Source organism: Dethiosulfovibrio russensis, from assembly GCF_021568855.1.
Lineage (GTDB): Bacteria > Synergistota > Synergistia > Synergistales > Dethiosulfovibrionaceae > Dethiosulfovibrio > Dethiosulfovibrio russensis.
Genome location: NZ_JAKGUG010000002.1, coordinates 64,008 through 90,155 on the forward strand (window position 1 = coordinate 64,008; position 26,148 = coordinate 90,155).

The following is a 26,148-nucleotide window of genomic DNA, read 5'->3' on the forward strand; positions in this document are numbered from 1 at the left end:
GAAATGATCAATTGCTAGAGCTGATCCGTCAGGGCTTTGATATTGGGGATTTGCTTTTCCAATTGGCTGATGTTCACCATGATTTTGTTTCCCAGTATTATTTTAGGACCGCTTGGCAGAACCGATATAGGTATTCCACAGGCACCGGAAACTACCGAGGCTGAGTTTGCATCGTTGATCTCGAACTGGAACATCTTTTGAAAAGATTTTTTCGCGCTTGATATAGGGGTTCCCGAAGGGTGAATTAAAAATATGTTCGGATTACCCTGCCAAGTTTTCCAAAGTTCCTCTCCTATTTCGTTGACAACCGTTTTGAACGCTGAGGCAGATGTTTTGTTCATCTGGGTTAGTCTGCTTCCTATATACATGTATATCTTGGGCAATTCCATTCTATACTTTAACGAGTTAAGATGAAATTCGGTTTGGACGTCCTGTTCATGCCGTCTTTGGCCGTAAACCAAAGACAGAAGGGTTTTTATGGAGCGTTTGGAGGCACCGTCTACGGAAAAGGGTATGAGAAGTCTGTCCGCAGCGGTTAGGGCTAGCTCCGTATATATGGAAAAGCTGGGATTGCAGTCGATAAAAACACATATGTCATCGGTGTTCCAGGAGTCGGCTATGTCATCTATGAGGTTTTTTATCCATAGGTGAACGATTCTCCATGCGTCTTCAGGTCCTATGGTGGATGCACCAAAAACCCTTGAGGTCAAAGCCTCTAGCTGCTCATCTCCTGCTACAAGAAAAAGATTTTCCGGTATGTACTCGTTGTAGTTACAGACCTGTATTGGAAATTCACTTCCTGTTTTAGGCGATACATAGGGACTTTTGATTCGATGCTGGATATATCCTGCGATGGTTTTTCTCGGCACAGCTTTCTGTATATCGGATAGATTTTCGTCTCCTTGGTTGACGATTCCCCCGAGGAAAGTCAGAGAAGAGTTAGACTGAGGGCACAGGTCTATCACGAGTACCTTTTTAGCCCGATGGTTTTTAGCGTATTCCGAGGCTAGCTGGAATGTCAGGTAGCTTTTTCCAACCCCACCTTTGTTGTTCCACACAGCATATACGATCATAACGCAATTCCCCCTCCTGTTTTAAGGAAATTGTAGCAGGGAAAGCCTCTTTACTGTTAATAGACCTGAAAGCCGGTAGAACAAAAAAGACCCGGCCTTTCGGCCGGGTCCTTTGGGGGTTACAGCAGGTCTTTCAGAAAATCCTCCAGCTTTTTTCTCAGCTTTCTGACCATGATGCTGACGTTTTGTTGGGAACATCCCAGGTCTTTCGCTATTTCCTTTTGCCTCAGGCCTCGAAGAAGGCCTTCAACCAGCAGAAATTCCTGGGGATCTATGGGTATTCCCGCAAGCAGAAGCTTGGGGTTGTATAGTGGGTTTGGATCCTCCGGCTCGTAGCCGGTTTCGGCCATTTCCTCGAAGCTGCCGTGGTCGGCCTGACGACGAAGCTTTTTCGCGGCGTCTCTTACCCTGCCGGGGAGCATGTTGGACAGGTATAGGGGCAGGGGTTGTTCGTCCGGATACTGTATTATGAGCTCCAGAGCGTGACAGGCGGCCTCACCCAGGAGTTCCTCGAAGTCGGCGCCCCGCCCGGCATAGCGTTTCGCCAGGCTTTTTATGAGGGGCAGGAATCGAAGCACCAGTTCCTCCAGATCGAGTATGTCGTCGGTTCCGTCGCAGGGGCAGTCCCCTCCGATGATTTTGCTTTCGTCTATAGGTTTTATGGTTTTCTTTTTTTCCTGGCGCATCTTATATAAACCTCCTTCGGTTTTATACAGCTAGATGGACGAATCCCCTGTCTCGATAGGGCAGGATCGACTCGAAGCCTTCTTCTCTCGCTACGGCGCAGAAAAGTTCCTGACGGCTTCTCGAGACCACTACGTCCGCCGCCGCGCCTTTCATGTGTCGGCTGCGAGGCACCCCTCCGACCTCGGAATTATGCCTTGGGCACCTGTAGCCGCTGGTTATCCTCAGTGGACCCCAGCGGCCCCGGAGGGCCTCCAACCGGCTCAGAAGCTCCGGTTGGAGGCGCACCGTGAGGCAGCAGGGACACTGAAACTCCCGAAGCGAGAAGTGGGGCGCTATTCGGATGTCGTTGTCATCCACGGCGACCTTCCTCGACTATGGCCAGTTTCAGTTCCTGTATGGCCTGGCTAAGCCCTTCCAGTCTGCTTTCCATGCGGATCAGCAGGTAGGCTGCCACCGCTATGGAGAAGCCGTGCTGGGCTATGCCGGCCAGTAAGTCCTCCATTTGTCTCTATCCTCCTCGCTACTGGGTTATGATCTCCTCCACGGTGCGATCGATAAGCTCGGCCTCTACTATGGTGGTTACCGCCGGAAGAACCGCTCCGTTGTCTATGACGGACTGCATGGCCGTCCTGACCTCGGTTTCCGTGAGGGTTTCCTTGGCGTGCTTCAGGGAGATGCTCTTTTTTGTTCCGTCCGATCTCCCGAAGGTCATCTTAACGGTTTTCATTTTTTCACCTCCTCTCCTGTGCGCTTAAGGTCCGAACGGTCCGGTTAGTCCGAGACTATGTCGGTGTCGATCTTGTGGACTTCCACGACCGGGACGTCCAGAAGGGTTCCCATGGCGGCAGCCACGGCGTCCAGCTGGTCGGCGGTCATGGCGGGGTTGGCCCTGGAGATGGACAGACTCCCGAGCTTGGGAGCGCCGTCCGCCGAGGTTCCCACCTGGCAGCGAAGCACTACTCTGCTGCTTGACGGTACGAAGGATGCCATTCGAGCACCTCCTTTCTTCTTGGGGTCTATTATGTAAAGTGGGCTCGGGAGGGGTTTTATACAAACAGATTCATAAACGACTTTCTCCAGGGCGTTTACTCTATCCTTGATTATAGTAAATCGAGCAAAATTTAACAAGATCTTGATTATGATTAGCTTATAATACATGATGGGGAGTATCGATACAAAAAGAGCAGGCTTGACTTTGTCTGAAAAGTCAAGCCTGCTCCATTAATGAATCTAATCGTTCGGTCTGGCTATCATTCCAAGTTTTTTTTCGTTTCCTCTGGCCTTAGCATTTCCAAAAAGTTAACGGGGGGGGTGTAAAAAGAGCCACCCGAACCTACATGGACGACGGTTCGAACGCCGCCGATCCGTCAGGGCTTTGACGCGGTGGCTGTGCCGCAAATATCGTCAATAAGAGCTCGGTGTCATCGATCAAACGATACTCTGGACGCTTCCCCGAAAGTTTTTCACTTACGGAAAGAATGATGGGCACTCCCTCGCCTCTTTTATCCATGAGAAAATTGCGTTCCCCTGGAAAATCGGCAAAAGGCATCGGGCAACGCGCGAGTAAGCTGGTAAGGAGCTCATTACGAGAGGACTGACGAAGGGGCAGACTCTCGATCGTCATCGTGTTAGGGATAGCTCCGGGAGAAAAAAGCTCAACACGATCGGAGAACATGTGTAATCGAACTTTAGAGCCCTGAATTGAATAGTCCCTGTGTGCGACGGCGTTTACCAACGCTTCAAATATCGCCTGCATCGCAAACTGTGGGATATCTCGTCTCGCAGGCTCCTTGACCGCATAAACTTTCATGTTTTTTTCTACGAACTTGTAAGCCTCTATAATCTGGACATCCAAAGGTCCAAAGATGTCTCTTGCATCCAGCTGGTATGCCGCATCCCGTTCGGTTCCCCGATAGGCAACCGCTTGAATGAATGCGTTAGGTAGAAACTCCTGAGGATTTTTACATGCCATCAGTATTCCACTGACACTGGGACATATCTTACCGTCATCATCCTGCGTCAACAGCTTTAGCTTAATCAAAAAGTCGTCATCGCTATCTGGAGACAGCGGCGTTTTGAACTTTCTCCATAAGGTTTTTTCGAGACACTCTCGGGGGGCAGAGGTGACCGACTGTTCATCAAAACGGATGATTCTGGCCTGACTTCGCTGTTGAAAAAGCCTGGCCAATATATCAGGAGTCATCTGTCGTTTCGAGCTACCGATTCTATGGTAGTATCCGCCGGGGCTTTGATGGACATAAAGACTCTTGGGAACGTCTACTCTGACAATAACCCGTTCCACACCGTCTTCGGCTACGACCGGCAGCTTTCTAATTCGGCAAAAAAGCTGGGGAGTGACGAGGTCGTTGCATATTCCTCGCAACCAGGTTTCGACTACGTCCAGCTTGTCTTCAGGAATACCAACGATCGTTCTCGACTTATCGTCAACCCCTAATACAAAAACTCCGCTTGACGTATTCGCCATCGCAGCTAGCTCATCGGCCATGCTGTTGCGATGGGGCTCGTTAACCTGATTTCCCTTGTATCTCAGGTCCTTCAGTTCAAGAGAGGAGTCCTCCCCCAACCGAATTTGCCTTAATAGTTCATCCGTAGCTTGAAACATAAATTAAACCTCCAGAGCTATGCGCTCATAGCGCTTTTTAAACGCTTGACGGCCACCTTCCATGATGGTGCAGACAGAGTCTCGGATGCTTGACTCCTCAAGGCCGCCTTGTCGATCGATTTGTACCTGGCCGTTTTCATATTTCAGGACATGCACCAGCTCGGAATCGCCGTTAACGACGATATTGGGGTTGTGGGTCACGACGATGAGCTGACGTCTCCTTTTGTTCTCGTGAATCTGATTTACGACAAGATCACATATCAATGCGTTATCCAGATCGTCTTCCGGTTGGTCTATAATCAACGGCTCATCGCCATGGCTCAACAAGAAAGCAAGAATAGCCGCTGCTTTCTGCCCGGCAGAACCTTTCTCAAGGTCATCGAACTTACCCGAGGCCGGGTTTTTGGAATATTTGACTCGCAGCATATCCTCCGGCCACCACGTTTCGAGTTGATCGAAAGTAGCCGGTTGATTCTCAAATAATTTCTTCAGGCGGTTATCAAACGCACCATGATTTCCGGAAAACCGCCCTCTGGCGATATCAAGCGTTTTGGTTTTTATCTCCGAAATCACCTGCGGTAGGTCGGCTTCAGGTACTTTAGAATCTTCCCATCTGATAAACGGCCAGAGAAGGGCCTGTTTGTTTTCTCGATCATATACCGAACTTACGAACTTTCCATCCTCAAGGTTGAGTAAAGAACGATATTCGTCCTCTACCGTGCTCACTTCGCCATATTTTACTAATTCCATACGCACAAAAGAGCTATTTCCGATGATTTTCTCAAGAAACTTCTTCCTCTTTTCGAATAACTCGGTGCGTAATTCTTGAAGCCTTGCGAAAGTTTCATCGATTTGTTTTTCCGTCGACTTCGTTTCCTTCCGGGTGGAATCAAGTTTTTTTAGTCGCTGCTGCAATTGGCTGCGTTGCTGAACCCACTCACCATAAAGATGAACATTGAACGGGCTCTGTTTTTCCTCGTATTCCTTGACCAATCCATTATAGGCGACGATGCTGGCCTGTACCGTCTTATACCATTCGCTCGAGAGAATGCTTTCTTCCCTTTGGGCTTTTAGCTCATCGACTTTATCGGCAAGCTCGCCAAGGGTCTCCCCGATCTTTTTTAGCTCTTTCGCCGTCCGTTCGTGAATCGTCCTGATCCCGACGGTAGTCTCATCCTGTTCGTCAAACAGATGCGAGGGAAAATCCGAGAGTTCGGCGTTGAACGCAAGTGTTCTTATACCGGAAGAAAGTTCATCGAAAACACTGTCATCGGGAAGACCGTTCCTTTGCTGGCTGCGCTTTTGATACTGTTTGAGTACAGTACCATGACCTTTCTCTTCATATTGTTTTAGGTCGTTTTCGACGTCTCTCAGTTTCGCTCGAATTTGCGGCTCGTCGGCCAAGTGCCGTAATAGTTCTCTTCTTCGCTCTTTCAGTTGAAGAAACCGGCTTTTAGCGTTTTCCCACTGCGACTGCCATTCCGTTCGATTCACCTCGGGGGAACGGTCTACTATCTCTAACAGTCCTCGTGGATTCGACGCCAATTCGTTGATCTGTTTTTGGCTGAAAATGCTTACCGGAAACCGTTCTCTAAAGTCACCTGCTTCGGTTTCTTGCCAAACTCCGTCGACTTCCTCCTCTAACACCGCGCCCTCTCCGTCAAATCTCCAGCGCAATCTATACTTTTTATCACGTCGACGGAGCTCCAGCAGAATTTCCGTCTCGTTCAGCATGACACCTTTCTCCTGGGACAGTTTCATGAACTTATCCAGCTCGTCTTTTACCCTGGGAGCTTCGGTGGCCAAGTTCCTATCTCGGCGAGTGACGATACGGATGGATTCAATAACGGTAGATTTCCCGGTTCCACGTCCACCGATGATAGAGTTAAAGTGTGGATGAAATTGAATGGTAAATGGTTGGTCACTGATACGACCGCAATGGCGCATACCCTTTATGGTGAGCTTCGACAAAAAGATATCCGGCAGACTGTTGGGGTTTTCAGTCTGGTTTTTCACACAAAATTCGTGGTCCTGCAATGCCAATCGAAGAGCTTCTATAGAAGGAGGACCCATCTTGATCCAACTGAAATGCTCTCCGATTTCGTCCGGCTTGTGGGCATCGGAACCACCTACCTTTGCTAGACGGTCAACGGCCTTTTTCAAGGACGGTTCCGCATCGTCGAATTTATCAGGATTGCAAAATTCCGCAGCGGTTAGAGATCCAAGGCTTTTTTCGAGTTCCGGCGTCAGAGAAGCAATCTCTCCAAGTAATCCCTTTGAACCGTCGATATGAGCAACTATGGCAATTCCTTCTGCCTCGGCAATCTCTTTAACCGTATCGATAAAACTTTTTGACGTGGACGTGCTCTGGTCGTCGCCATATCCGTCTGTGATCCCACATGCACCCAGAACACCGTTTACTTTTGGGCTATCGCAGCTCGGATCAAAAACAGCGAGGAGATGAACACGACTACTGCTGTCGGCGACGGTAATCTCGCATCCTGGGAAAATGGTCAGCTCCCTGTACCAGTCGGGTTTCGTGTCGCGATTTTTAAGTTCATCGTTTTTAGACTTTAAATCATCGATCCAGCCGCCCGAGTTGTGATCGGTCACGACCACGCAATCGAGACCGGATTCCATCGCTTTTTGTAACCAAAACTCCGGTTTGATCTTCTTGAGGGCATCATCTCCCCTACCATACTCTTTCGATGCAGGAGTATGCGTATGAAAATCAAACTTCATCCATTTACTTCCCGGAAAACTATACGTATCTGCCATTTCATTCCACTCCTCTGACTTTAGTACGCGTATCCGTCGCGGTAGAACGAAAACCTCACGGTGAGTTTATATTACCACTCTTACGGAAAGAACAAAAAGGACCCGACCTTTCGGTCGGGTCCTTTGGAGGTTACAGCAGGTCTTTCAGAAATTCCTGGGAATCTATGGGTATTCCCGCAAGCAGAAGCCTGGGGAGTATCGATACAAAACAAAAAGAGCAGGCTTGGCTTTGTCTGAAAAGTCAAGCCTACTCCATTAATGACTCTAATCGTTAGATCTGGCGATCATTCCGAGGTTTTTTTCGTTTCCTCTGACCTTAGCATTTCCACAAAGTTGACGGGGGGGAGGATCAAGGTGCTATCGGTATTCGCCATCAATGTGATCTGAGAGATTATAGATCTTACGTATGGGAACAGAATCGCTGCGGCGTTCGTTTCTATAAGCTTGTTTTTTAGATCTAGACCGACGCTGTCGTCCACTTGAAAAAAGCCTGAAACGGTAACACCGACGGAAAAAGGATAATTATTTTCTCTTGGTTTTTCAAATACATCGACGGAGATCGATAGAGAAAAACTATTTTCGCTTATGCTTTTCATCTCACGGTTTAAGCTTAAATCTAGAGGAATCATCCCTTCTCTTTTTTCATAGTTTGGATTCCCCTCAAAGCAAGCCCGTTCAAGCTTATAATCCGTAAATCTAAGAACACAACCGGTCGAAATCGTCATTTTACGAAGCAAGAGCAATCTGATCGCATCCGTCGACCAAGGTTCCTTTGAGGGAAAAGGACGTGTCCGACAGTGCATATTTCAGGGAAGATCCATGAAGAGGGACATCGCTATCCAGATTTTTCCAGATAACCGATTCGATCTTATCTATTAGTACATCGAAAAGTTCCCAGTCTCCATCGGAGGATTCAACCTCTACGGTGTAAAAAGACCCCCCCGAACCTACATGGACGACGGTTCCTTCAGTACCGTCCCTCAGCTTAACCATGTCAAGCTCATCTATTTTTGCATACATGTGTCGTCACCAACCTTAAAGTACTGCCTATTTTTTGCCAAGCTGTTAGCACCTTAGCTACTCGACCGTTTTCTCCCTCAATTTCGAGTATCAATTCATAACGCAACGATCCATCCGGAGTACAACCCTTTTCCGTTAGTCTGTCTACATTTTGCAACACAGCAGCCTTTATTTTTTCTATCAGCTTATCTCCATTAGACGAATTAAAGCCTAATACCGATTCGAAAACAAAAGCCTTATGTTTCCCCGAAGGGTGCTGCTCGTTCAGAGCATACCTGAAAATCTTAGCCTCAGGAATCTCTATGGTCAGATTATTTAAACTAGCCAAAACGCCTCCCCCTCAGGAGATCTCCACCGTCTATATATTCTAGATCCTATTACCCACCGCCAATCCCGTCAAGAGAGGTCAGACAACTCGATCTGTCCCGGTGATCCTATGCCCGTCGTTCCTCCAGCTGACCGGCGTAGTGGCAGGCTACCCAGCGGCCGGGTTCCATCTGACGAAGTTCCGGGGTCTCCACTGTGCACCGTTCCTGGCGGAAGCGGCATCGTCCGGCGAAGCGGCATCCCGCAGGGGGCTCTATGGGGCTGGGAACATCTCCCTCCAGGAGGATTCTGTCTCTGTCGACGTCGACCTTGGCTATCGGTATGGCCGACAGCAGGGCCTGAGTGTAGGGGTGGAGGGGGTTCTTGAATATGGATCTGTAGTCGGTAAGCTCCACCATCGACCCGAGATACATGACGGCGATTCTGTCAGAGACGTGTTTGACCACCGAGAGGTCGTGGGAGATGAATAAATAGGTCAGTCCCAGCTCTTTCTGGAGGTTTTTCATCAGGTTGAGTATCTGTGCCTGGATGCACACGTCCAGTGCGGAGACCGGCTCGTCCTGAACTATGAATTCCGGGTTCAGGGCGAGGGCCCTGGCTATGCCCACCCTCTGGCGCCGTCCTCCGTCGAGTTCGTGGGGGTAGGCGTTGGTGAGCCTAGTGGCCAGTCCGACTATGTCCATGAGCTCCCTGATTCTGGCGGGTCGCTCGGTTTTTCCGGTGTAGCGGTTGTTGACCTCCAGGGGCTCGGATATGAGCTCCGATACGGTCATCCTGGGGTTGAGGCAGGAGTACGGGTCCTGAAAGACCATCTGCATCTTGGTCCTGAGGTCCGCCAGTCTCTTTCCCGAGGCGGAGAGCACGTCCTCTCCGTCCATTAGGACCTGTCCCGCCGTGGCCTCCAGCAGCCTTATGAGGACCCGGCCTGTGGTGGATTTACCGCAGCCCGACTCCCCCACCAGACCCAGGGTCTCGCCTTTGTCTATGTGGAAGCTGAGGTCGTCCACGGCGTGGAGCATGCCTCTTTTGGTTTTAAAGTATTTCTTGAGGTTGTTGACCTCTATGAGTTTGTTTCCTACTGCGACCATGACGGGCCCTCCTCAGTCTTTCTGGTGCAGGAAACAGGCCACGAAGTGGCCCGGCCTGGCCTCGGTCCAGCGGGGACGCTCGGTGCGGCACCGCTCCATGGCGTGGGTGCACCGGGGGTGGAAGGGACATCCCGACGGAAGGTTCGTGGGGTCCGGAGTCAGTCCCGGTATGACCTTGAGGAATTCCTCGTCGTCGTCCACGTCCGGTATGGAGTTGAACAGTCCCACGGTGTAGGGGTGAAGGGGCTCGGTGTAGAGGGGCCTCTTCTCGGCGTATTCCACCACCGAACCGGCGTACATTATGGCGACCTTTTCGCATATGTCGGCGACCACCCCCAGGTCGTGGGTTATCATGATCAGGGCGGTGTTGAACTTGCGTTTGAGGTCTTTCATGAGCTCCAGCACCTGGGCCTGGATGGTTACGTCCAGGGCGGTGGTGGGCTCGTCCGCTATCAGCAGAGCCGGGTTGCAGGCCAGGGCTATGGCTATGACGACCCTCTGTTTCATGCCCCCGGAGAACTGATGGGGATATTCGTGGGCCCTTTCGGAACGGATTCCGACGACCTCGAGCATTTCCACAGCTATCTTGAGGGCCTCTTTCTTGCTGACGTCGTTGTGGAGCAGCACCATCTCGGCTATCTGCTCGTCCACCGTTATGACCGGGTTGAGGGAGGTCATGGGGTCCTGGAAGATCATGGCGATCTTGCCTCCCCTGACGGAGCGCATTTCCTCTTCGGAGGCCTTGAGCAGGTCTTTTCCCTGAAAGATTATCTTTCCGTCGGTTATCTTTCCAGGCGGTTCGGAGATAAGGCCCATTATGGAGAGGGCGGTGGTGGTTTTTCCCGCTCCGGTCTCTCCGACGAAGCCCAGGGATTCGCCCGGGGCCAGCTTCAGTTGCAGGTCCTCCACGGCCCGGACGATTCCGTCCTCGGTGGTGTAGCGAACCGAGAGGTCCTGTATGTCCAGCAGCATTTTATCGTTCATTTCCGGTCCCCCGTTCTAGTTCTTCAGCTTGGGGTCCAGGGCGTCTCTTAGTCCGTCGCCCAGGAAGTTGAGAGCCAGTATGGTTATCATGATCGCCAGTCCGGGGAACATGGTCATGTAGGCATGATCCCGGATGTATTCCCGTCCTCCGGAGAGCATGGCGCCCCATTCGGGGATGGGAGGCTGTATGCCCAAGCCGATGAAGCTGAGCCCCGCGGCGGTGAGTATGGCGAAGGCGACCCCCAGGGTGCCCTGTACTATGATGGGGGCCATGCAGTTGGGCAGTATGTGTCTGAAGATTATCTTGAGGTCCTTGGCTCCCACCGATCTGGCCGCCTCTATGAATTCCTGCTCTCTTATGGAGAGCACCGAGGCCCGGACCAGTCTGGCGTACTGAGGCACGGAGGATATGCCGACGGCTATCATGAGGTTGAAGAGTCCCGGTCCCAGCGAGGCCGCCACCGATATGGCCAACAGCAGCTGAGGAACGGAGAACAGGACGTCCATGAATCTCATTATTACGTTGTCTATCCATCCGCCGTAGTATCCGGCCAGGGCTCCCAAAAAGCCTCCGATCAGTATGGAGAAGCTGACCGCGACGAATCCCACCTGTAGGGAGATTCGGCTTCCGTAGACTATGCGGCTGAAGATGTCCCGGCCGAATTCGTCCGTTCCGAACCAGTGGGTCGCCGATGGACTTTCGAAGGCCGCCATGAGGTCCTGTTCCTCGTAGGTATAGGGGGCTATGAAGTCGGCGAAGATGGCGGTGAAGGCCAGCACTATTACCACGAACAGGCCGATCATTGCCAGTCTGTTCTTTTTGAGCCTTCGGAATACTTCGGCCCAGGGGTTTTTTCTCTTGGTCTCTTTGATTACGGTTTCGCTCATTACGGGTTCGCTCATTCCGATGCACCTCCTAGGAGACGTACTGGGCCTTGATTCTCGGGTCCAGCCAGGCGTAAACGAGGTCCACCAGGAGGTTGACCACACAGAAGGCCACGGCGATGAAGAGGACGCCGCCCTGTACCACAGGGAAGTCCCTCATCTTGATGGATTCGACCATGAGTCTTCCGACTCCCGGGATGGAGAAGATCAGCTCGGTGAGGACCGCCCCTCCCAGAAGGATGCCGAACTGTATTCCGCTTATTGTTATGACAGGTATGAGGGCGTTGCCCAGGGCGTGTTTCCAGATGACCACTCTTTCCCTCTGTCCCTTGGCTCTGACGGTGCGGATGTAGTCCTGCCTTATGACCTCGAGCATGCTGGATCGGGTCATCCTGGTGATGATGGCCACGGACTGGGCTCCCAGGGTCAGGGCCGGAAGGATCATGGTGGAGACGCTGTCGAAACCCGACGGAGGAACCCATCCGAGCCTGACGGAGAAGAGCAGTATGAGCAATATTCCCAGCCAGAAGACCGGCATGGATATGCCGATCATGGCGAAGATCGTGACGGCGTTGTCGAACAGAGAGTACTGTTTTATGGCCGACACTATGCCGCAGGGTATGCCCACTATCATGGCTATGACCATGGCTATGGCGGAGAGTTTCAGGGTCACCGGGAAGGCGGCCCAGATTTCCTGGACCACCGGCCTCTTGGTGATGTAGGACCGGCCTATGTCTCCGTGGACGACCGCTTTATAGACGTAGCGTCCGAACTGTACGAAGAAGGGGTCGTTCAGACCCATCTCCTGCCTCAGCTCGTCCACCGATTCCTGCGGGGCCTGCTCTCCCAGGACCATCCTGGCCGGGTCTCCCGGGGTTATGTAGAGCATGGAGAAGACTATGAAGGTCACCCCTATGAGCACCGGAACGAGCATGAGTACCCGTTTGAAGATATATTTGAACATTCCGTTACCTCCCAATGCAGAATGGAAAGCAGGAGCACGGACGAGCCATGCTCCTGCGTCGGGTGCTTAGGTGCTTGAGGTCTTCAGGCTATTTGCCGTCGAAGGTCACCTTGCTGAGATCGTGGAAGCCGAAGGGGCTTACCGTGAATCCCTTGACGTAGTCCTGGGTTCCGATGATCTGCTCGTCGTTGTACATGAACACCCAGGGTCCCTTGTTTCTGAGGGCGTCCTGAATATCGTAGTAGACCTGCTGACGCTCCGGGCCGTCGGGGGTTACTCTGCCCTTTTCGAGAAGGGCGTCGACCTCGTCGTCTCCGAAGAAGGTGAAGTTGTTGTTGCCCTTCATCGAGGAATGGAAGGGAGCGAAGACCGCCATGTCCGGGTCGGGAGTCTGGCAGGTCCAGCCGACGATGAACATGTCGTGCTTCTTCTGGGTAAGTCCCTCAAGATAGGCGCCCCACTCGAGGACCTGGATGTCCACATCGACACCGATCTTCTTGAGCTGGTTCTGGGCGATGGTGGCTATGTCGATTCTGGCCTTCTTGTCGTTGGTCCATATGGAGGCCTTGAAGCCGTCGGGGTATCCCGCCTCGGCGAGGAGGGCCTTGGCCTTCTTCACGTCGTAGGGCATGGGCTTTAGGTCCGGGTTGGCGTATTTTACGTTGGGAGCGATGGGGCCGACCGCAGTGGCTCCGACTCCTCTGAGGACCGCCTTGATGATCTGGGGGGTGGGCAGAGCCATGGTGATGGCCTGACGGACCCTGACGTCATCGAAGGGGGCCTTCTCGCAGTTGAAGCCGAGGTAAGTGGTGGAGTTGTCGATAAGCCTGAGAAGCTTGAGCTCCTTGTTGGCCTCCACCCTGCTGACGTCGTTGGTGGTTATCTGGTAGGCGATGTCGACGTTGCCGCTCTCGAGCTCGATGGTGCGGTTGGTTCCCTCCGGGATGGCCCTGATGATGAGGGTCTTATAGGCCGGTTTCTCGCCGAAGTAGTCCTCGAAGCGCTCCATTACCATCTTGTCGCCGCGGTTCCACTCGACCAGTTTGAAGGGGCCGGTGCCCACCGGGTTCATGCCGTAGTTGTCTCCCGCCTCGGTGACGGCTTTCTCGTTGAGGATGGCTCCTCCGCCCATGTGGGTCATGGAGGGCAGGAAGGCGGCGAAGGGGAACAGGGTCTTGACCTCGACGGTGTAGTCGTCCAGGGCCACTATGCTGTCCGGGTCGATGGCTCCGACGATGTGCTTGACGGCACCGCTGGAGGGCGACAGGGATCTCTTGAGGCTGAAGACCACGTCGGAGGCTTTGAGCTCCTCGCCGTTGTGGAACTTGACGCCCTTACGCAGATAGAATCTGTAGGTGAGGTCGTCCACCTGCTCGACCTTCTCGGCCAGGTCTCCTACCACTTCGTCCTTGTCGTTGAGCTTGACCAGACGGTTGTAGATGTGGAGCATGGCTCCGGAGGAGGCCACATCGTTGGTCCCGAATGGATCCAGGGTCTTGGCGTCGTAGACGTTGGCCACGGTCAAGGTGTCCGGGTCTTTCTTTTCCTTGGCGATGGCGGGATTTCCCGCCAGTAGTCCGGCGGAAAGAGCGGCTGCGCAGAATGCCGCGCAGAGTTTGATGCCTTTTGCTTTCATTGTATTCCCTCCCGTATTCAAATTGGTATCCGTTTTAACGCACCCTGCTGCCACTTTATCGGGCCTACTTCAATTCGTCAACTGTTCTTTATTTACCTTTACAGTGCCGACTCTCCGTCCACGAAGACCAATTCGGGGGAGTTCCTTACGTCGAAGGGGTCGCCGCCCCAGAGGACCAGGTCGGCGTCTTTGCCCGGCTCGATGGAGCCCATTCTGTCATCCACCTCCAGGTGTCTGGCAGGGGCTATGGTGAGGGCCTCCAGGGCCGTATCGGCGTCCAGTCCGGCCCTTATGGCAAGGGCCGCTGCGACGGGGAGGGTCTCTATAGGGATTACCGGATGGTCCGTTATGAGGCAGAAGGATACGCCGGCCTTTTTGAGGGCCAGAAGGGTTTCCCAGCCCTTGTTTTTGACCTCTTCCTTGGTCTTGCTGGTGGCGGTTGGTCCGACCGCGGCCCGGACTTTTTTCTCCGCCAGGTAGTCCGCTATGAACTGTCCCTCGGTGCAGTGCTCTATGGTGTAGCGAAGGTCGAATTCGTCGCAGATTCTTATGGCGGTGCAGATGTCGTCGGCCCTGTGGCTGTGGATCCTCATGGGCACGGTGCGGTCCAATACGGGAAGGAAGTGCTCCATTCCCTGGTCGACGGAGAAGTGTTCCCCTTTTTCCTCCGCCCGTTTCTTTTTGTCCCTGTAGTCGAAGGCGTCCTGTATGGCTTTTCTCATGCAGGCGGCGTTGCCCATTCTGGTGGAGGGGAAACGTCCCTTGCCTCCCTGCCAGTTGACCGGGTTTTCGCCCAAAGCAGCCTTCATTCCCGAGTGGGCCCGGACGACCATTTTGTCCACTATGTGCCCCACCGGTTTTAAGATAGCCCCTATTCCCCCGATTATGTTGGCGCTGCCCGGAAGTATCTGCATACAGGTGATCCCTGCGGACAGGGCGTTGCGGAAGGCTTCGTCGGACGGGTTGATTCCGTCGACGGCCCGCACCGACGGTGTGACCGCCCCGGTGTCTTCGTTAACTGCGTTCATCGCCCCGGGAACGGCCTCCTCGCATATTCCCGCATGGACGTGGGCGTCGATGAAGCCCGGGGTGAGTATCTTGCCGGTTCCGTCGATGACCTCGGCTCCCTCCGGCACCGCTCCCCCGGACTGGACCGAGACGATTTTGCCGCCGTCGACGACTACCGTGGCGTTTTCCACGATTCCACCCGTAACTGTCCAAGCCTGGACCTTCGTTATCGCTTTCAACTGTGATCCCCTCCTGTTTTTGGATACCTTGCCTAGGGAACCATTGTATAACAGATCAGTAGATCCCGGCCAACCGGGGCAATAAAGTCGAGATAACCGGCACGTAGGCCAATATGAGTATGTCCAATATCATGATGAGTATGAAGGGCAAAATCGCCCTAGTTATCTGTTCCAGTTTTATCCCAGAGATACCGCACCCTACGAATAGGCAGACTCCGAGAGGGGGCGTTACCATTCCCACCGCCAGGTTCACGACCATGACTATACCGAAATGCAGTGGATCCACCCCTATCTGAGTCACTATCGGGAGCAATACCGGAACCAATATTATTATGGCCGCCACGGTTTCCATGAAAGTTCCTATGAAGAGAAGCAGCAAATTTACCAGGGTCAATATGACTATCGGATTATCGGAAATGGAAAGGATGGCATCGGCGACGAGTTGAGGAATCTGCTCCGCCGTAAGAATCCAACTGAAAACCGAGCAAGTCGCTATGATGAACATTACCACCGATGTTCCAACGGCCGAGGACACCAGGGTTTTCCTTATGTCCCGAAATCCCAGAGTCTTATAGACGAAGGTTCCCACCATGAATCCATAGACCACCGCAATGACGGCAGCCTCCGTCGGGGTGAACACGCCACCGTAGATACCCCCTAAAATTATTATTGGCATCATAAGAGCAGGGATTGCTTCTTTGAAGGCCGTCCATCTCTGGGTTCTAGTAGATCGCGCGTCTCCTCTGTAACCCCTCTTCCTCGATATCCGCCAGGCTACGAACATTAGGGAAAATCCCACCAGCACGCCGGGCAAGATGCCCCCCATAAACAGGGCTCCGATGGATACTCCCGTAAGGGTTCCATATATTATCATCGGTATGCTCGGCGGGATCATAACACCCAGAGTTCCGGCACTGGCTTCAACTGCGGTTGCGAAGGATTTGTCGTATCCCTTCCTGACCATGGCAGGTATGAGAATTGAGCCTATGGCAGCGACGGTGGGAACGGCCGCTCCTGAGATCGCCCCGAAAAACATGCTGGAGACTATTGCGACGAAGGCCAACCCGCCGGAGTATCTCCCCACAAAAGAGTTCGCCAGATCCACCAGTCTCCTGGAGATGCCGCCGTATTCCATCAACGAACCGGCCAATAGGAAGAAAGGTACCGCCATCAGAGGGAACGAGTCGGTCGCGGTTATCATTTTCTGAACGACTACCACGGGGGGGATCGCCCCGGAGAACAGAACGGCCGCAAGAGAGGACAGGCCGATGGACACTGCGATTGGCACGTTGATGGCAAAGAGTACGACCAGAGATGTGAACAAGACAGCGGCGGTCATGCTATCACCTCCGTTGGATCGAAGATGGTTCTGAACAGCCCGTCTATCGTGTACAGAAGCATTATCGCCGAACTAACGGGCAAAGATGAATAAGGTACGGCCATAGATATTTCCATGGCCGGAGAGGACTGGCAAAATACTATCGATAAAATCCTATATCCGTAAAGGACGAGAAAGACGAAGAAGGCAGCTTCCAATACGTAGGCCACGACGGAGATAGCTCTTCTTTTTCTTCCACCGAACAGGTTCACAACGGCCTCCACCCCTACGTGAGCCCCCCTTTTCACACCCACGGTGGCTCCCAGAAAGGAAATCCAGATCAATAGGTACCTCGCGGCTTCTTCCGACCAAGGCAAGGATGAATGTATTATGAATCGAAAAACGACCTGGAGGAAGACCACGACCACCATGAAGGTCAGAAGAAAACTTATAAGGACCTCGACAGCCGAGTTCAGCTTATCTAGAATTTTCTCATAGAACATCTCAAGTTCCCCCGTTTGATAATTTAACGGAGGAGGGCACGATCCGATCCTTTCGCGCCCTCCTCGCTTTACAGGAACTATTTCGTCTCTATTATTCGGTCCAAAAGATCCCCGTCTTTTCCGAGCTCTCCTCTGTACTGGTCGTAAACCGGCTTGGTCTTTTCAAGAAAAGCAGCTTTATCCGGGTATGTAACCACCATGCCGAGTTCCTTCAGCTTATCAACCTGCTCGTTTTCCATCCTGGTTATCTCGGATCGTTCGTAGACGGCGGACTCCTGGGCGGCATCGAGGAAAATCCGCCTGTAATCCTCCGGCATACCGTCGAACTGCCTTTTCCCTATGAGTATCATGGAAGGGGAGAATACGTGACCGGTCATGGCGAGATATTTCTGAACCTCGTAAAGTTTGGATGTATATATTATCGGGACCGGATTTTCCTGTCCGTCCACCACTCCCTGTTGAAGAGCGGTAAATAACTCTCCCCAGGCCATCGGGGTGGGATCGGCACCTAGGGCTCTCCATATAGCCATATGGACTTTGTTCTCCATGGTACGCAGTTTAAGTCCCTCGACGTCCTCAGGGGTCTCTACCGCCTTCTTGGAGTTGGTGAAGTTACGAAAACCATTCTCGTACCAGGCAAGTCCTTTTATTCCTTTCTTCTCCAGAAGCCCCATGACGTATTGACCGACCGGGCCATCGAGAACCTTGTAGGCGTGTTCCTTGTCTCTGAAAAGGAAGGGGAAATCGAAGAGCATGAACTTTTTCTCGAAGCCTCCCATCGGTCCGGTCGAGGACACCACCAGATCCACCGTCCCCAGCTGCATCCCCTCTATGAGATCCCTCTCTCCGGATCCCAGCTGGTTATTGGGGAAAAGCTTGATCTCGACATCTCCGTCGGTCTCCCTCTCAACTATTTCCTTGAATTTCATAGCTCCAAGATGATAGGGATGGGTTTCCTGAACGGCGTGGCCCAGTTTAAAACTATACTTCGGAGCGGCGTAAGCCACCGTCACGGCAGAGCTCAAAAAAAACAGCGCAACAAACACTCCAAAAGCGAAAAAAACACGATTCTTCATCTCAATTCTACCCTCCTTGATTTTCTGTCTCTTCGTAAGTAAGTTGCCTTACCTTTATCAGAGCGGACAAAACCCTGTTGATCGGGGCAGGCACTCCCAATTTTTCCGCCTCGGCGACCACCGCCCCGTTTATGGCGTCTATCTCTGTTCGCCGTCGGTTCATGACGTCCTGAAGCATGGAGGAAAGGTTCTCCGCCGTGGATCGGCACACCTCTTCGACGTGTCTTGCCGGATCGGGATCGCTCAGCACGATGCCCTTTCGCCGGGCCACCTCGATGGCCTCTTCCACCGCCATTTTCATGAGCTCCTTCGTCTCGGGAAAGTCTAGCAGGCGACCGTTTCTAAGGCCGGTTATCGCGGTGAGGGCGTTTATGCCGACGTTCACGATGAGTTTCCCCCATATGAGGCCCATAACGTTTTCAGAGGTCTGAACGGAGAACCCCGCCTTTTCTAGAATTGCCGTCAGATCTTCCAAAAAGGGGTCGGTCTTCCCCGAGAGGTTCCCGATCACCGTGATGCCCTCTCCTGCGTGTTTTATCGATCCCGGTCCGAGAAGGGTGGATCCGTGGGCGGTGGTGCCTGCTATAAGGCGGTCGGAACCTACTATGTCGCTCAGGGCCTCCACGTTTCCCAGGCCGTTTTGCAGCGTCAGGACCCTGGTGCCGTCCCCCACCAATCCGAGGGCTCCCTCCATGGCTTTTTTAGTGAGGGTGGCCTTGACGAACACCACCACCAGATCGACCTGGCCCGCCCGGTTCGGATCGATGACGGCCTTTATGCCCTTTACTATCCGCTTTCCTCCTATGCCTTCGATACTGAGTCCGTCGGAGTTTATGCCTTCGACGTGTTCTTTCCAGACGTCTACGAGGGTTACGTCGAATCCAGCCTCGGCTAGTCTGCCGCCGTAGAGGCAACCCATGGCTCCCGAGCCGAGTATGGCTATCTTCATGGCTTCGGCCTCCTGGCTCAGAGGATGAGACCGTCCAGGTCTTCCCGGGTTATGCCTCCGAACGCGTGTTCCTTCGCAGGGAAGGCTCCGGATTTTATCTCGTCTCTGTATTTTTCCAGTCCCTCCACTATCTGATCTCCGATGTTGGCGTACCTCTTTACGAATTTGGGGACGAATTTGTCGAACATTCCCAGCATATCGTGATATACCAGGACCTGTCCGTCCGTGTGGGCTCCGGCCCCTATTCCTATGGTCGGTATGGAGACCGCCTGGGTGATGGCCCTTCCCAGCTCTTCCGGAACGCACTCCACCACTATGGAGAAGGCTCCGGCCGCCTCCAGGGCCTTGGCATCGTTTACTATTTTTTGAGCGGCTTCGAGGCTTTTGCCCTGGACCTTGAAGCCTCCTAAAAGAGAGGAGGTCTGAGGGGTGAGCCCTATATGGCCCTGAACGGGGATTCCCGCCTCGACTATGGCTCCGACTATGTCCGGACGGCCGCCCTCCAGCTTGATTACGTCGCAACCTCCCTCTTTCATGAGACGGTTGGCGTTGTGAATGGCCTGCTCACGGCTTTCGTTGTAGGATCCGAAGACCATGTCCCCCACTATCATCGGGGTAGGGGCTCCCTTGACGACCGGCTTTATGTGGGCGATCATCTCGTCGGTGGTCAGTGGTACGGTTCCCTCGTTGCCCAGGATGGTCATGGATAGCGAGTCTCCCACCAGAATTATCTCTATGCCCGCTTTTTCGACGAAGCAGGCCTGGGGATAGTCGTAGGCGGTTACCATGGAGATTTTCTCTCCCTTTTGCTTCATTTCCCGCAGTTTCTGGATCGTTACCTTCGTCATGTCGCTCCCTCCGTTTGTCTTTTCCACTGTTCGGCCGATCAGCAGGTAGGATGAGATGCTGCAAAGGAAACGTCTACAGGGAATATCCCAACTCCCTGGAAAGCCCTTCGGAGGCGGCCTTCACCGCTTCCACTATGGGCTCTATTTCTTTCTCGTCGTATCTGAATTTCGGAAGAGCCACGCTGATAGCTGCTACGGGCTCTCCGGCGTGTCCTAATACAGGTGCGGCTACGCACAGAAGACCAGCTATGTACTCTTCGTCGTCTATACAGTATCCCTGAGATTTTATCCTTCGTAGATTTTTTATAAGATCATCGATGTCGGTAATCGTATTTTCGGTAAACCTTTCCAGCTTTCGATCTTTGAAAAGATCCCTCACGCAAGACTCTTCCATAGAGGAAAGTAGGACCTTTCCCAGCCCCGTACAGTAAGAGGGCATTTTTTTACCTATAGCCAAATCTATTTTAAAAGTTGAAGGACTTTCTATCTTATCTATGTAGACCACATGTTCTCTATCCATAATGGCCAAGTTGACAGCTTCCTTGCTCTTTTCAGATAGGTCTCTCATAAAAGGCTGAGCCTGCTTACGAAGTCCCAGCCTTTTGACCACACCGTTGCCTATCTCGAAGAACTTAAAGCTGTTGGCGTATTTTTTGGTCGTCGGATTTTGACTCAAATATCCCAGATTCTTCAACGTAGACACGAGGCGATGAACCGTGCTTTTTTCCAGAAGCAACCCCCTGCTTATCTCGTTTATCCCTTGCTCTCCATTTTCGTCGAGATATTCTACGATAAGGAGAGCTCTTTCCACGGATTGAACGTTATCGGAATTTCTCACTGCGTTACCTACCCCTTTTAAGTCCCACAATACGGGACAACGTCTTGTATTATGGGACAATATAATTATACCCCTCCCAGGAGAGTGATTTCAACAGCGTCAATTATGTATATTGTATATTAAAGTTGCCGTAGACAACGAAACTGATGGGCTTGCCATGGTGAATACGTCCCAAAAAAAGAGAGAGCCCGAGGGCTCTCTCTAAGTATAAGGCTAAATCCTTCCGTCATGCGGAAACTCGTCGAACAAATAGGGCTGCTCAGCAGATCGCCCCGCCGATTTTTTTGTGATCGTCCTCCACCGTTACCGCCGCGGCGAGGGCGGCCTCCAGCCCCTCCACTATGCAGTCCAGGGACATGCTCGGCTGTCCTCCCAGCCTGGCGGCCTGTTCCGGGAGGTAGGGTATGTGGACAAAGCCGCCTTTTCTGCGGTTGCCCTCCTTGGCGAGTATGTGCATCAGGCCGTAAAAAACGTGGTTGCAGACGAAGGTTCCGGCGGTGTTGGAGACCGAGGCGGGGACGCCCTTTTCCTTCATGGCTGAGACCATGGCCTTTATCGGAAGGGTGGAACGATAGGCGGCGGGACCTTCGGGGGCGATTAAATCATCCACCGGCTGGTTGCCGTCGTTGTCCTTTATTCTGTAGTCGTCCACGTTTATGGCGATTCTCTCCGGAGTGACGTCGGTCCGTCCTCCCGCCTGACCTACCGAGACCACCACGTCCGGATCCACCTCGGCTATGGCTTTTTCCAGCCTCTCCAGCGATTTCCAGCGAACGGTGGGAAGCTCGCAGAAAGAAACGGACGCTCCCGCCACGGTTTTTCCGTTCAGCTTTTTGACCGCCTCAAGAGCCGGGTTGACCGGCTCTCCTCCGAAGGGTTCGAATCCGGTGAGCAATATCTTCATGTTTTTACCTCCTAAAAAGCGAGAAAGTACATCAGGGCGATGTTTACGCAGAGCATCGGAACGGCCGTCGCTATCTGGGCTTTGATGACACCGTTTTTATCTTCCATCTCGAGAAGAGCCGCCGGAACCACGTTGAAGTTGGCCGCCATGGGGGTCATGAGGGTGCCGCAGTAGCCGGAGAGCATCCCTATAACACCGGCTATGGCGGGGTTGGCTCCGTGCATGACTATCACCAGGGGGATGCCTATTCCCGTGGTGATGACGGCGAAGGCGGCGAAGGCGTTGCCCATTATCATGGTAAAAAAGGCCATTCCGACGCAGTAGGCGATCACGGTAGCCAGAGCGCTTCCGGTCGGGACCACCGACGAGACCATCTGGGCTATGACTCCCCCGACACCGGCCTTGTCGAACAGGAAGCCCAACGCCGCCAGAAACTGGGACAGTATGACGGCCCATCCTATGGCGTCGATGAGACGACGTCCCTCGTTTACCGCCGTGCCGATTCCGTTGCCGGTCAGGAGTACGACGGCTATCAACCCAGCGATGGAACCCAATCCCAGCCCTACCAGAGCTCCCAGCGAGGTGAACTTGGCCACCAGAAACGTGACGACCGGTATTATCAGGGTGGGGAGGAAGAGTCTGTTGCCGAACTTTCTAGCTTCCCTGGTCTTCTCCTCTTTGGACGCTTCGCCGTAAAATCCGGACCCCAGGCCCTTGCAGCTCGCTATCACCGCCATCAGGACCACCATGCCCCCGATTATTCCGTCCGGTATGATTTTGCCGAAGAGAAAGGTGACGCCGTAAAGGGCCCAGAAGACCGCCGTGCCGACCCTCTTGGCGTTGTTTTTGTCCAGGAAGGAGCGAAGGGCGAAGACCATCAGCAGAAGCCCCGTGACGACGTACATGTGATCCAGAGTTATCTTCATCGGCTTTCCTCCTCCGATTCCAGAGACAGATTCTTCATCCTGCGGTCGAACATGGTGTAACGAACCGTCGCGAGGGCCAGAGCGGCCAGAGCGGTGGGAACGGCGTAGAGCGCCATGGACAGCAGGTCGACCGAGTATCCGGCCTGTTCCATGACTCCCTTTATGAGCAGAAGCCCTCCGGCCGCTATGAATATGAGCTGACCGAAGAAGTTGCCGTAGTTCTCCGCCGCCGCGGCCATTCCCCTGATCTCGTCCAACACGGATTGGGGAAGAGTCCTACCTTTGGCAACCGCCCCTTCCGCCATGGGTGAGATTATGGGTCTTATGAAGGTGGGGTGTCCTCCGAGCTGGAGCCCCACGGCGCTGGTGGCCTGGCGGAACACCATGTAGAGAAGCATTATCCTTCCCGCCGTGGCGCCTTTCAGCTTCATTATGAAGAGCTCCGCCTGCTCCCTGAGACCGTGACGCTCGAGCAGCCCTATGACCGGCAAGGTCAAGATGAAGAGAGACATATACCGATTGGTCACGAAGGCGGTTCCGATGGCCTCCAGTATTTCATAGGGTCCCATTCCTCCGGCCAGACCGGAGGAGAACCCCGCCACTATGACGACAAGTAGAGGGTTGAGCCTCAGCCCCAATCCCACTATGACGACCAACACGCCTACCAACCTGATCATTTTCTATCCCCTTTCGATTACGACAGGCGACCCTTTCACTGGACCCTGTCGGTGTACTTCGCCAGTCCCTTCATGTCCTTTATGACGATTTTTCTGTTTACCTTTTCCAGAAGTCCCTCTTCGAAAAAGGATTTCAGTATCCTGGATATGGTGATCCTGGAACAGCCTACGTTGTAGGCCAGTTCGCTCTGGGTGAGGGCGGTGGTTATCATTCCCTCGGTCATCTCGGCGTCCTCCGTGTCGGAGCAGGCGTAAAGCCGAATGAGAGCGTCGGCCACCCGTCCGGTGGAGTCGTTGAAGACGTTGTTGGCAAGCTGCAACGTGACTATGCGGAATTTCCTGGTCATGCTGTGGATGAAGTAGCGGTAGGCCTCGGGGTTGCACCGGAGCTCTTCCTCCAGGACGGCCTGGGCGATGCAGGATACGGCGGAGGGTTCCTTGGCGTAGAGGACGTAGTTGAGCGAGCCTCCGTCGATGAGGTCCATCTCGCCGAACAATTCGCCGGGGCGGAGGACGTAGAGCAGCTTCTCCCTGCCCGAGGAGCTTATGATGGCCTTGGAGATCTTTCCTTCCACCACGATGCCGAAGCATTTTCCCCGCCTTCCCGGCTCCACGACGTCGTTTCTAGGGTATCTCTTGAGTTTTCCCCGAGGAGCCAGAGTTTCCTTGAAGTAGTTTCTCATCTCCAGCTGCTTCTTCTCGTCGAAGACCTCGCGGTAGTAGCTTTTCCCTTCGTTCACGGTTATCTCGCCTCCATCTCTCCTGGCGATTCAAGAACATACACATAAGTATAGACAATGTATTTTTTGAAATCTGTAGTCCAGGCTACAAAAAAGGAGCGCCCCTTTTAAGGGGAGCTCCTAAGAGAGGTTCTTTTCGGGTTTATCTATCTCCTGCCGAACAGGGCCAACATGGGCAGACCCAAGAGGAGCGCCGCCGGAGTGAAGCCGACGGAGCATCCACCGCCGCTTCCGAAGGGGGACCATTCTTCTTCCGCGGTGGAGCTGTAGGAGTTGCTCACCCCGGTTACGACCGGATAGGTCTCGGGGATCTTGTCCGCCCAACCGGAGGGCATGTCGAAGATGACGGTGTATTCACCGGGATCGAGAGAGAGGTTCCGTCCCGAGGTATTCCAAGTATTTCCTCCGTCTACGCTCCAGCGAGCTCCGGCGTCGGCGGCGTCTTGAGGGGTTATGGTTATCGTCAGGGAACCGTTCGCTTTGGTCCCAGTGACGGTTCCCAAGGCCTTCAGACACACGTTGGCGGTCTTGTTAACCGACGTTATGTCCTTCCAGTATGTTCCGTTCGAGGAGAAGTAGCTCTGTCCAGCTCTAGTAGAGGCCTTATCCGAGTACCCCTCCGCAAGACCCTCTGAAGCTATGGGATAGTCGTATCCAGGCGTTTTGACCTTGACCACGACGGAGAACTTGGTTCCGGCCTTTACCGAGACGACGGAGGACAGATGAACGGTATGATAACCCGGCTCCTGGAGGGTTCCAGTCTGGGACGATATGTCTGCGGTTCCCGTCGTCGGGCCACCGGTGACGCCGGTGTAGACAGATATCTCGTAGGTGTTGCCCACACCTCCGACGTAGAAGGAGACCGCCTTTATGTCGGTGTCCACCGTGGCGGTGAATACGTTGGCCATCCAGGCGGTGTTGTCGACCATGCCGCTGGGAGCGTAGGAACCGCACCACCCGAAGGGGTCGTACTGATATACCCTGTCGTAGCTGGCAGGATCGCCTCCTACGTAGGCGGCACCGGTGTCCATAACGGCGTCCTCGTAGGACAGGTAGAAGTAGCCTCCGTCGCCCCAGCCGGAGCCCCAGGAATTTTTCACTATCCAGGCTCCGTCGGAGGACGGCTGATTGGACGAATTGAAGTTGCTCTTGGAGTAGCTGTCGTCCCATCCGACCACCGTGACGGCGTGGTTGGCCGAACCGATTGAAAGCCCGTCGGGGTTGCCCGAGGGAGTATAAGAAGCGTAGGTCGAGGGATTGTAGTATGGAGAACTATCCCAGCTTCCACCTTGAGGATTGTTGGCAAACATTCCGATCGAAACGGCTCCGTAATTCATGAGGGCGGTCTTTATGTTCTCCACGCTGGCCTTCTGATATCTGGTGTCGTTATCGTAATAGAAATAGTAGACGTCCCTGAGGGCCCTGGATATGGGCGCGGTGGCGCTGGGGGCGGTCGAACCGTAGGGTGCGTTCACCTCGTTAACCGCTCCGGTTCCACGGGCCAGAAGAGCTATGGCCTTGAAGTCGTCTCCGCCTTTGTCCATGAGATCGGGAAAGTCGGAGGCATCGTAGTTTCCGAATCCGACCAGCTCGCTGGTCTGATCCACGTAACCGTAGTAAGCCAGAAACTGTTCGGCGTAGTCCGGGTTAGCGACACCCGCCTTTAGGGCGGTGGATTCCATGGAGGCCATGGCGCTGAAGGTCCAGCAGGCTCCGTAGGGGCTCTGATCTCTAACAGGGGAGACCAGGCCAAGGGGTCTAAGATCGTAGCTTACCGGAAAGGAGGACGCGGCTTTTCCGTCCGACCTAAGCACCGATACCCCGGCCAGGTGGCTGAGGTCTACCGGAGAGGGTATACGCCCTCTGTGGGGTTTATCGGAGGCGTTTTTGCCCTCATCGGCTTGGTCCTCCATGTAGCTTTCGAAAGCGGGATTCAACGGAGCCATTTCGGCGGCCCAAGAGGCCGTCGACCAAAGGAGCAGACATAAAAAACAGGAAAACAATCTCACGTATTTTTTCGTTTTCATAGATTACCTCCTACTTTAGATGAGAGACGG

28 protein-coding genes are annotated in these 26,148 nt (G+C 53.4%); all 28 read right to left on the bottom strand.

Annotated features, from left to right (window positions below):
• Nucleotides 1-14: 14 nt before the first annotated feature.
• Nucleotides 15-1,073, bottom strand: coding sequence for a ParA family protein (locus tag L2W48_RS02145; protein WP_236098978.1), 1,059 nt, complete (start codon nucleotides 1,071-1,073; stop codon nucleotides 15-17).
• Nucleotides 1,074-1,192: 119 nt separating this feature from the next.
• A complete protein-coding gene (locus tag L2W48_RS02150) occupies nucleotides 1,193-1,759 on the bottom strand; it encodes a sigma-70 family RNA polymerase sigma factor (protein WP_236098979.1) in 567 nt (188 codons plus the stop codon).
• A 22-nt stretch (nucleotides 1,760-1,781) separates the two neighbouring features.
• Complete coding sequence (locus tag L2W48_RS02155; protein WP_236098980.1) at nucleotides 1,782-2,117, bottom strand: D-Ala-D-Ala carboxypeptidase family metallohydrolase; 336 nt, start codon at nucleotides 2,115-2,117, stop codon at nucleotides 1,782-1,784.
• On the bottom strand, nucleotides 2,110-2,262 hold the full coding sequence (locus L2W48_RS02160; protein ID WP_236098981.1) for a YvrJ family protein: 153 nt from the start codon (nucleotides 2,260-2,262) through the stop codon (nucleotides 2,110-2,112). Before L2W48_RS02160 ends, L2W48_RS02155 begins: the two co-directional genes overlap by 8 nt.
• An 18-nt stretch (nucleotides 2,263-2,280) precedes the next feature.
• Nucleotides 2,281-2,487, bottom strand: a complete 207-nt coding sequence (locus L2W48_RS02165; RefSeq protein WP_005659855.1) for a DUF2922 domain-containing protein — start codon at nucleotides 2,485-2,487, stop codon at nucleotides 2,281-2,283.
• Nucleotides 2,488-2,531: 44 nt separating this feature from the next.
• Nucleotides 2,532-2,750 carry a DUF1659 domain-containing protein gene (locus L2W48_RS02170; protein ID WP_005659857.1) on the bottom strand — a complete coding sequence of 73 codons (219 nt, stop codon included), beginning with the start codon at nucleotides 2,748-2,750 and terminating at the stop codon, nucleotides 2,532-2,534.
• 343 nt (nucleotides 2,751-3,093) lie between these two features.
• A complete protein-coding gene (locus L2W48_RS02175) occupies nucleotides 3,094-4,383 on the bottom strand; it encodes an ATP-binding protein (protein ID WP_236098982.1) in 1,290 nt (429 codons plus the stop codon).
• Between the two features lie 3 nt (nucleotides 4,384-4,386).
• Nucleotides 4,387-7,161 (bottom strand): TrlF family AAA-like ATPase, encoded by a 2,775-nt coding sequence (locus tag L2W48_RS02180; protein WP_236098983.1) that lies wholly within the window; start codon nucleotides 7,159-7,161, stop codon nucleotides 4,387-4,389.
• 284 nt (nucleotides 7,162-7,445) lie between these two features.
• Nucleotides 7,446-7,886 carry a protein-export chaperone SecB gene (locus L2W48_RS02185; RefSeq protein ID WP_236116494.1) on the bottom strand — a complete coding sequence of 147 codons (441 nt, stop codon included), beginning with the start codon at nucleotides 7,884-7,886 and terminating at the stop codon, nucleotides 7,446-7,448.
• 1 nt (nucleotide 7,887) lies between these two features.
• On the bottom strand, nucleotides 7,888-8,181 hold the full coding sequence (locus tag L2W48_RS02190) for a hypothetical protein (protein WP_236098985.1): 294 nt from the start codon (nucleotides 8,179-8,181) through the stop codon (nucleotides 7,888-7,890).
• Complete coding sequence (locus L2W48_RS02195) at nucleotides 8,162-8,509, bottom strand: DUF6883 domain-containing protein (RefSeq protein WP_236098986.1); 348 nt, start codon at nucleotides 8,507-8,509, stop codon at nucleotides 8,162-8,164. Before L2W48_RS02195 ends, L2W48_RS02190 begins: the two co-directional genes overlap by 20 nt.
• A 106-nt stretch (nucleotides 8,510-8,615) precedes the next feature.
• Entirely contained in the window at nucleotides 8,616-9,596 is a 981-nt protein-coding gene (locus tag L2W48_RS02200) for an ABC transporter ATP-binding protein (RefSeq protein WP_236098987.1), read from the bottom strand.
• Nucleotides 9,597-9,608: 12 nt separating this feature from the next.
• Nucleotides 9,609-10,580, bottom strand: a complete 972-nt coding sequence (locus L2W48_RS02205; protein ID WP_329604250.1) for an ABC transporter ATP-binding protein — start codon at nucleotides 10,578-10,580, stop codon at nucleotides 9,609-9,611.
• Nucleotides 10,581-10,595: 15 nt separating this feature from the next.
• Nucleotides 10,596-11,468 (bottom strand): nickel transporter permease, encoded by an 873-nt coding sequence (nikC, locus tag L2W48_RS02210; protein WP_040383019.1) that lies wholly within the window; start codon nucleotides 11,466-11,468, stop codon nucleotides 10,596-10,598.
• 28 nt (nucleotides 11,469-11,496) lie between these two features.
• On the bottom strand, nucleotides 11,497-12,429 hold the full coding sequence (nikB, locus tag L2W48_RS02215) for a nickel ABC transporter permease (protein WP_236098988.1): 933 nt from the start codon (nucleotides 12,427-12,429) through the stop codon (nucleotides 11,497-11,499).
• A gap of 88 nt (nucleotides 12,430-12,517) precedes the next feature.
• Nucleotides 12,518-14,065 carry an ABC transporter substrate-binding protein gene (locus tag L2W48_RS02220; protein WP_236098989.1) on the bottom strand — a complete coding sequence of 516 codons (1,548 nt, stop codon included), beginning with the start codon at nucleotides 14,063-14,065 and terminating at the stop codon, nucleotides 12,518-12,520.
• Between the two features lie 98 nt (nucleotides 14,066-14,163).
• Nucleotides 14,164-15,312, bottom strand: coding sequence for an amidohydrolase (locus L2W48_RS02225; RefSeq protein WP_236098990.1), 1,149 nt, complete (start codon nucleotides 15,310-15,312; stop codon nucleotides 14,164-14,166).
• Between the two features lie 55 nt (nucleotides 15,313-15,367).
• Entirely contained in the window at nucleotides 15,368-16,651 is a 1,284-nt protein-coding gene (locus L2W48_RS02230) for a TRAP transporter large permease (RefSeq protein WP_236098991.1), read from the bottom strand.
• Nucleotides 16,648-17,133, bottom strand: coding sequence for a TRAP transporter small permease (locus tag L2W48_RS02235; RefSeq protein ID WP_236098992.1), 486 nt, complete (start codon nucleotides 17,131-17,133; stop codon nucleotides 16,648-16,650). The genes L2W48_RS02230 and L2W48_RS02235 overlap by 4 nt, the downstream gene beginning before the upstream one ends.
• Before the next feature lie 77 nt (nucleotides 17,134-17,210).
• On the bottom strand, nucleotides 17,211-18,209 hold the full coding sequence (locus tag L2W48_RS02240) for a TRAP transporter substrate-binding protein (protein WP_236098993.1): 999 nt from the start codon (nucleotides 18,207-18,209) through the stop codon (nucleotides 17,211-17,213).
• Between the two features lie 7 nt (nucleotides 18,210-18,216).
• Entirely contained in the window at nucleotides 18,217-19,158 is a 942-nt protein-coding gene (locus L2W48_RS02245; RefSeq protein ID WP_236098994.1) for a ketopantoate reductase family protein, read from the bottom strand.
• 17 nt (nucleotides 19,159-19,175) lie between these two features.
• Entirely contained in the window at nucleotides 19,176-20,006 is an 831-nt protein-coding gene (panB, locus tag L2W48_RS02250; protein ID WP_236098995.1) for a 3-methyl-2-oxobutanoate hydroxymethyltransferase, read from the bottom strand.
• Between the two features lie 73 nt (nucleotides 20,007-20,079).
• A complete protein-coding gene (locus tag L2W48_RS02255; protein WP_236098996.1) occupies nucleotides 20,080-20,817 on the bottom strand; it encodes an IclR family transcriptional regulator in 738 nt (245 codons plus the stop codon).
• 286 nt (nucleotides 20,818-21,103) lie between these two features.
• A complete protein-coding gene (gene pcp / locus L2W48_RS02260; RefSeq protein ID WP_236098997.1) occupies nucleotides 21,104-21,748 on the bottom strand; it encodes a pyroglutamyl-peptidase I in 645 nt (214 codons plus the stop codon).
• 11 nt (nucleotides 21,749-21,759) lie between these two features.
• Nucleotides 21,760-22,674, bottom strand: coding sequence for a DUF979 domain-containing protein (locus L2W48_RS02265; protein ID WP_236098998.1), 915 nt, complete (start codon nucleotides 22,672-22,674; stop codon nucleotides 21,760-21,762).
• Nucleotides 22,671-23,351, bottom strand: a complete 681-nt coding sequence (locus tag L2W48_RS02270; protein ID WP_236098999.1) for a DUF969 domain-containing protein — start codon at nucleotides 23,349-23,351, stop codon at nucleotides 22,671-22,673. Before L2W48_RS02270 ends, L2W48_RS02265 begins: the two co-directional genes overlap by 4 nt.
• A gap of 35 nt (nucleotides 23,352-23,386) precedes the next feature.
• Nucleotides 23,387-24,091 (bottom strand): Crp/Fnr family transcriptional regulator, encoded by a 705-nt coding sequence (locus tag L2W48_RS02275; RefSeq protein WP_236099000.1) that lies wholly within the window; start codon nucleotides 24,089-24,091, stop codon nucleotides 23,387-23,389.
• 146 nt (nucleotides 24,092-24,237) lie between these two features.
• The gene (locus L2W48_RS02280; protein WP_236099001.1) at nucleotides 24,238-26,118 is read right to left on the bottom strand and encodes a lectin like domain-containing protein; all 1,881 of its coding nucleotides are present in this window, start codon (nucleotides 26,116-26,118) and stop codon (nucleotides 24,238-24,240) included.
• Between the last annotated feature and the right edge of the window lie 30 nt (nucleotides 26,119-26,148).

What these genes read in the sequence shown, in the direction of transcription:
- L2W48_RS02240 (WP_236098993.1), bottom strand. Translation starts at nt 18,209, where the DNA reads ATGAAGAATCGTGTTTTTTTCGCTTTTGGAGTGTTTGTTGCGCTGTTT.
- L2W48_RS02235 (WP_236098992.1), bottom strand. Translation starts at nt 17,133, where the DNA reads ATGTTCTATGAGAAAATTCTAGATAAGCTGAACTCGGCTGTCGAGGTC.
- L2W48_RS02190 (WP_236098985.1), bottom strand. Translation starts at nt 8,181, where the DNA reads ATGTATGCAAAAATAGATGAGCTTGACATGGTTAAGCTGAGGGACGGT.
- L2W48_RS02220 (WP_236098989.1), bottom strand. Translation starts at nt 14,065, where the DNA reads ATGAAAGCAAAAGGCATCAAACTCTGCGCGGCATTCTGCGCAGCCGCT.
- nikB (WP_236098988.1), bottom strand. Translation starts at nt 12,429, where the DNA reads ATGTTCAAATATATCTTCAAACGGGTACTCATGCTCGTTCCGGTGCTC.
- L2W48_RS02280 (WP_236099001.1), bottom strand. Translation starts at nt 26,118, where the DNA reads ATGAAAACGAAAAAATACGTGAGATTGTTTTCCTGTTTTTTATGTCTG.
- L2W48_RS02205 (WP_329604250.1), bottom strand. Translation starts at nt 10,580, where the DNA reads ATGAACGATAAAATGCTGCTGGACATACAGGACCTCTCGGTTCGCTAC.
- L2W48_RS02245 (WP_236098994.1), bottom strand. Translation starts at nt 19,158, where the DNA reads ATGAAGATAGCCATACTCGGCTCGGGAGCCATGGGTTGCCTCTACGGC.
- L2W48_RS02185 (WP_236116494.1), bottom strand. Translation starts at nt 7,886, where the DNA reads ATGACGATTTCGACCGGTTGTGTTCTTAGATTTACGGATTATAAGCTT.
- L2W48_RS02145 (WP_236098978.1), bottom strand. Translation starts at nt 1,073, where the DNA reads ATGATCGTATATGCTGTGTGGAACAACAAAGGTGGGGTTGGAAAAAGC.
- pcp (WP_236098997.1), bottom strand. Translation starts at nt 21,748, where the DNA reads ATGAAGATATTGCTCACCGGATTCGAACCCTTCGGAGGAGAGCCGGTC.
- L2W48_RS02175 (WP_236098982.1), bottom strand. Translation starts at nt 4,383, where the DNA reads ATGTTTCAAGCTACGGATGAACTATTAAGGCAAATTCGGTTGGGGGAG.
- L2W48_RS02270 (WP_236098999.1), bottom strand. Translation starts at nt 23,351, where the DNA reads ATGATCAGGTTGGTAGGCGTGTTGGTCGTCATAGTGGGATTGGGGCTG.
- L2W48_RS02170 (WP_005659857.1), bottom strand. Translation starts at nt 2,750, where the DNA reads ATGGCATCCTTCGTACCGTCAAGCAGCAGAGTAGTGCTTCGCTGCCAG.
- L2W48_RS02160 (WP_236098981.1), bottom strand. Translation starts at nt 2,262, where the DNA reads ATGGAGGACTTACTGGCCGGCATAGCCCAGCACGGCTTCTCCATAGCG.
- L2W48_RS02180 (WP_236098983.1), bottom strand. Translation starts at nt 7,161, where the DNA reads ATGGCAGATACGTATAGTTTTCCGGGAAGTAAATGGATGAAGTTTGAT.
- L2W48_RS02200 (WP_236098987.1), bottom strand. Translation starts at nt 9,596, where the DNA reads ATGGTCGCAGTAGGAAACAAACTCATAGAGGTCAACAACCTCAAGAAA.
- L2W48_RS02165 (WP_005659855.1), bottom strand. Translation starts at nt 2,487, where the DNA reads ATGAAAACCGTTAAGATGACCTTCGGGAGATCGGACGGAACAAAAAAG.
- panB (WP_236098995.1), bottom strand. Translation starts at nt 20,006, where the DNA reads ATGACGAAGGTAACGATCCAGAAACTGCGGGAAATGAAGCAAAAGGGA.
- L2W48_RS02265 (WP_236098998.1), bottom strand. Translation starts at nt 22,674, where the DNA reads ATGAAGATAACTCTGGATCACATGTACGTCGTCACGGGGCTTCTGCTG.
- L2W48_RS02230 (WP_236098991.1), bottom strand. Translation starts at nt 16,651, where the DNA reads ATGACCGCCGCTGTCTTGTTCACATCTCTGGTCGTACTCTTTGCCATC.
- nikC (WP_040383019.1), bottom strand. Translation starts at nt 11,468, where the DNA reads ATGAGCGAAACCGTAATCAAAGAGACCAAGAGAAAAAACCCCTGGGCC.
- L2W48_RS02150 (WP_236098979.1), bottom strand. Translation starts at nt 1,759, where the DNA reads ATGCGCCAGGAAAAAAAGAAAACCATAAAACCTATAGACGAAAGCAAA.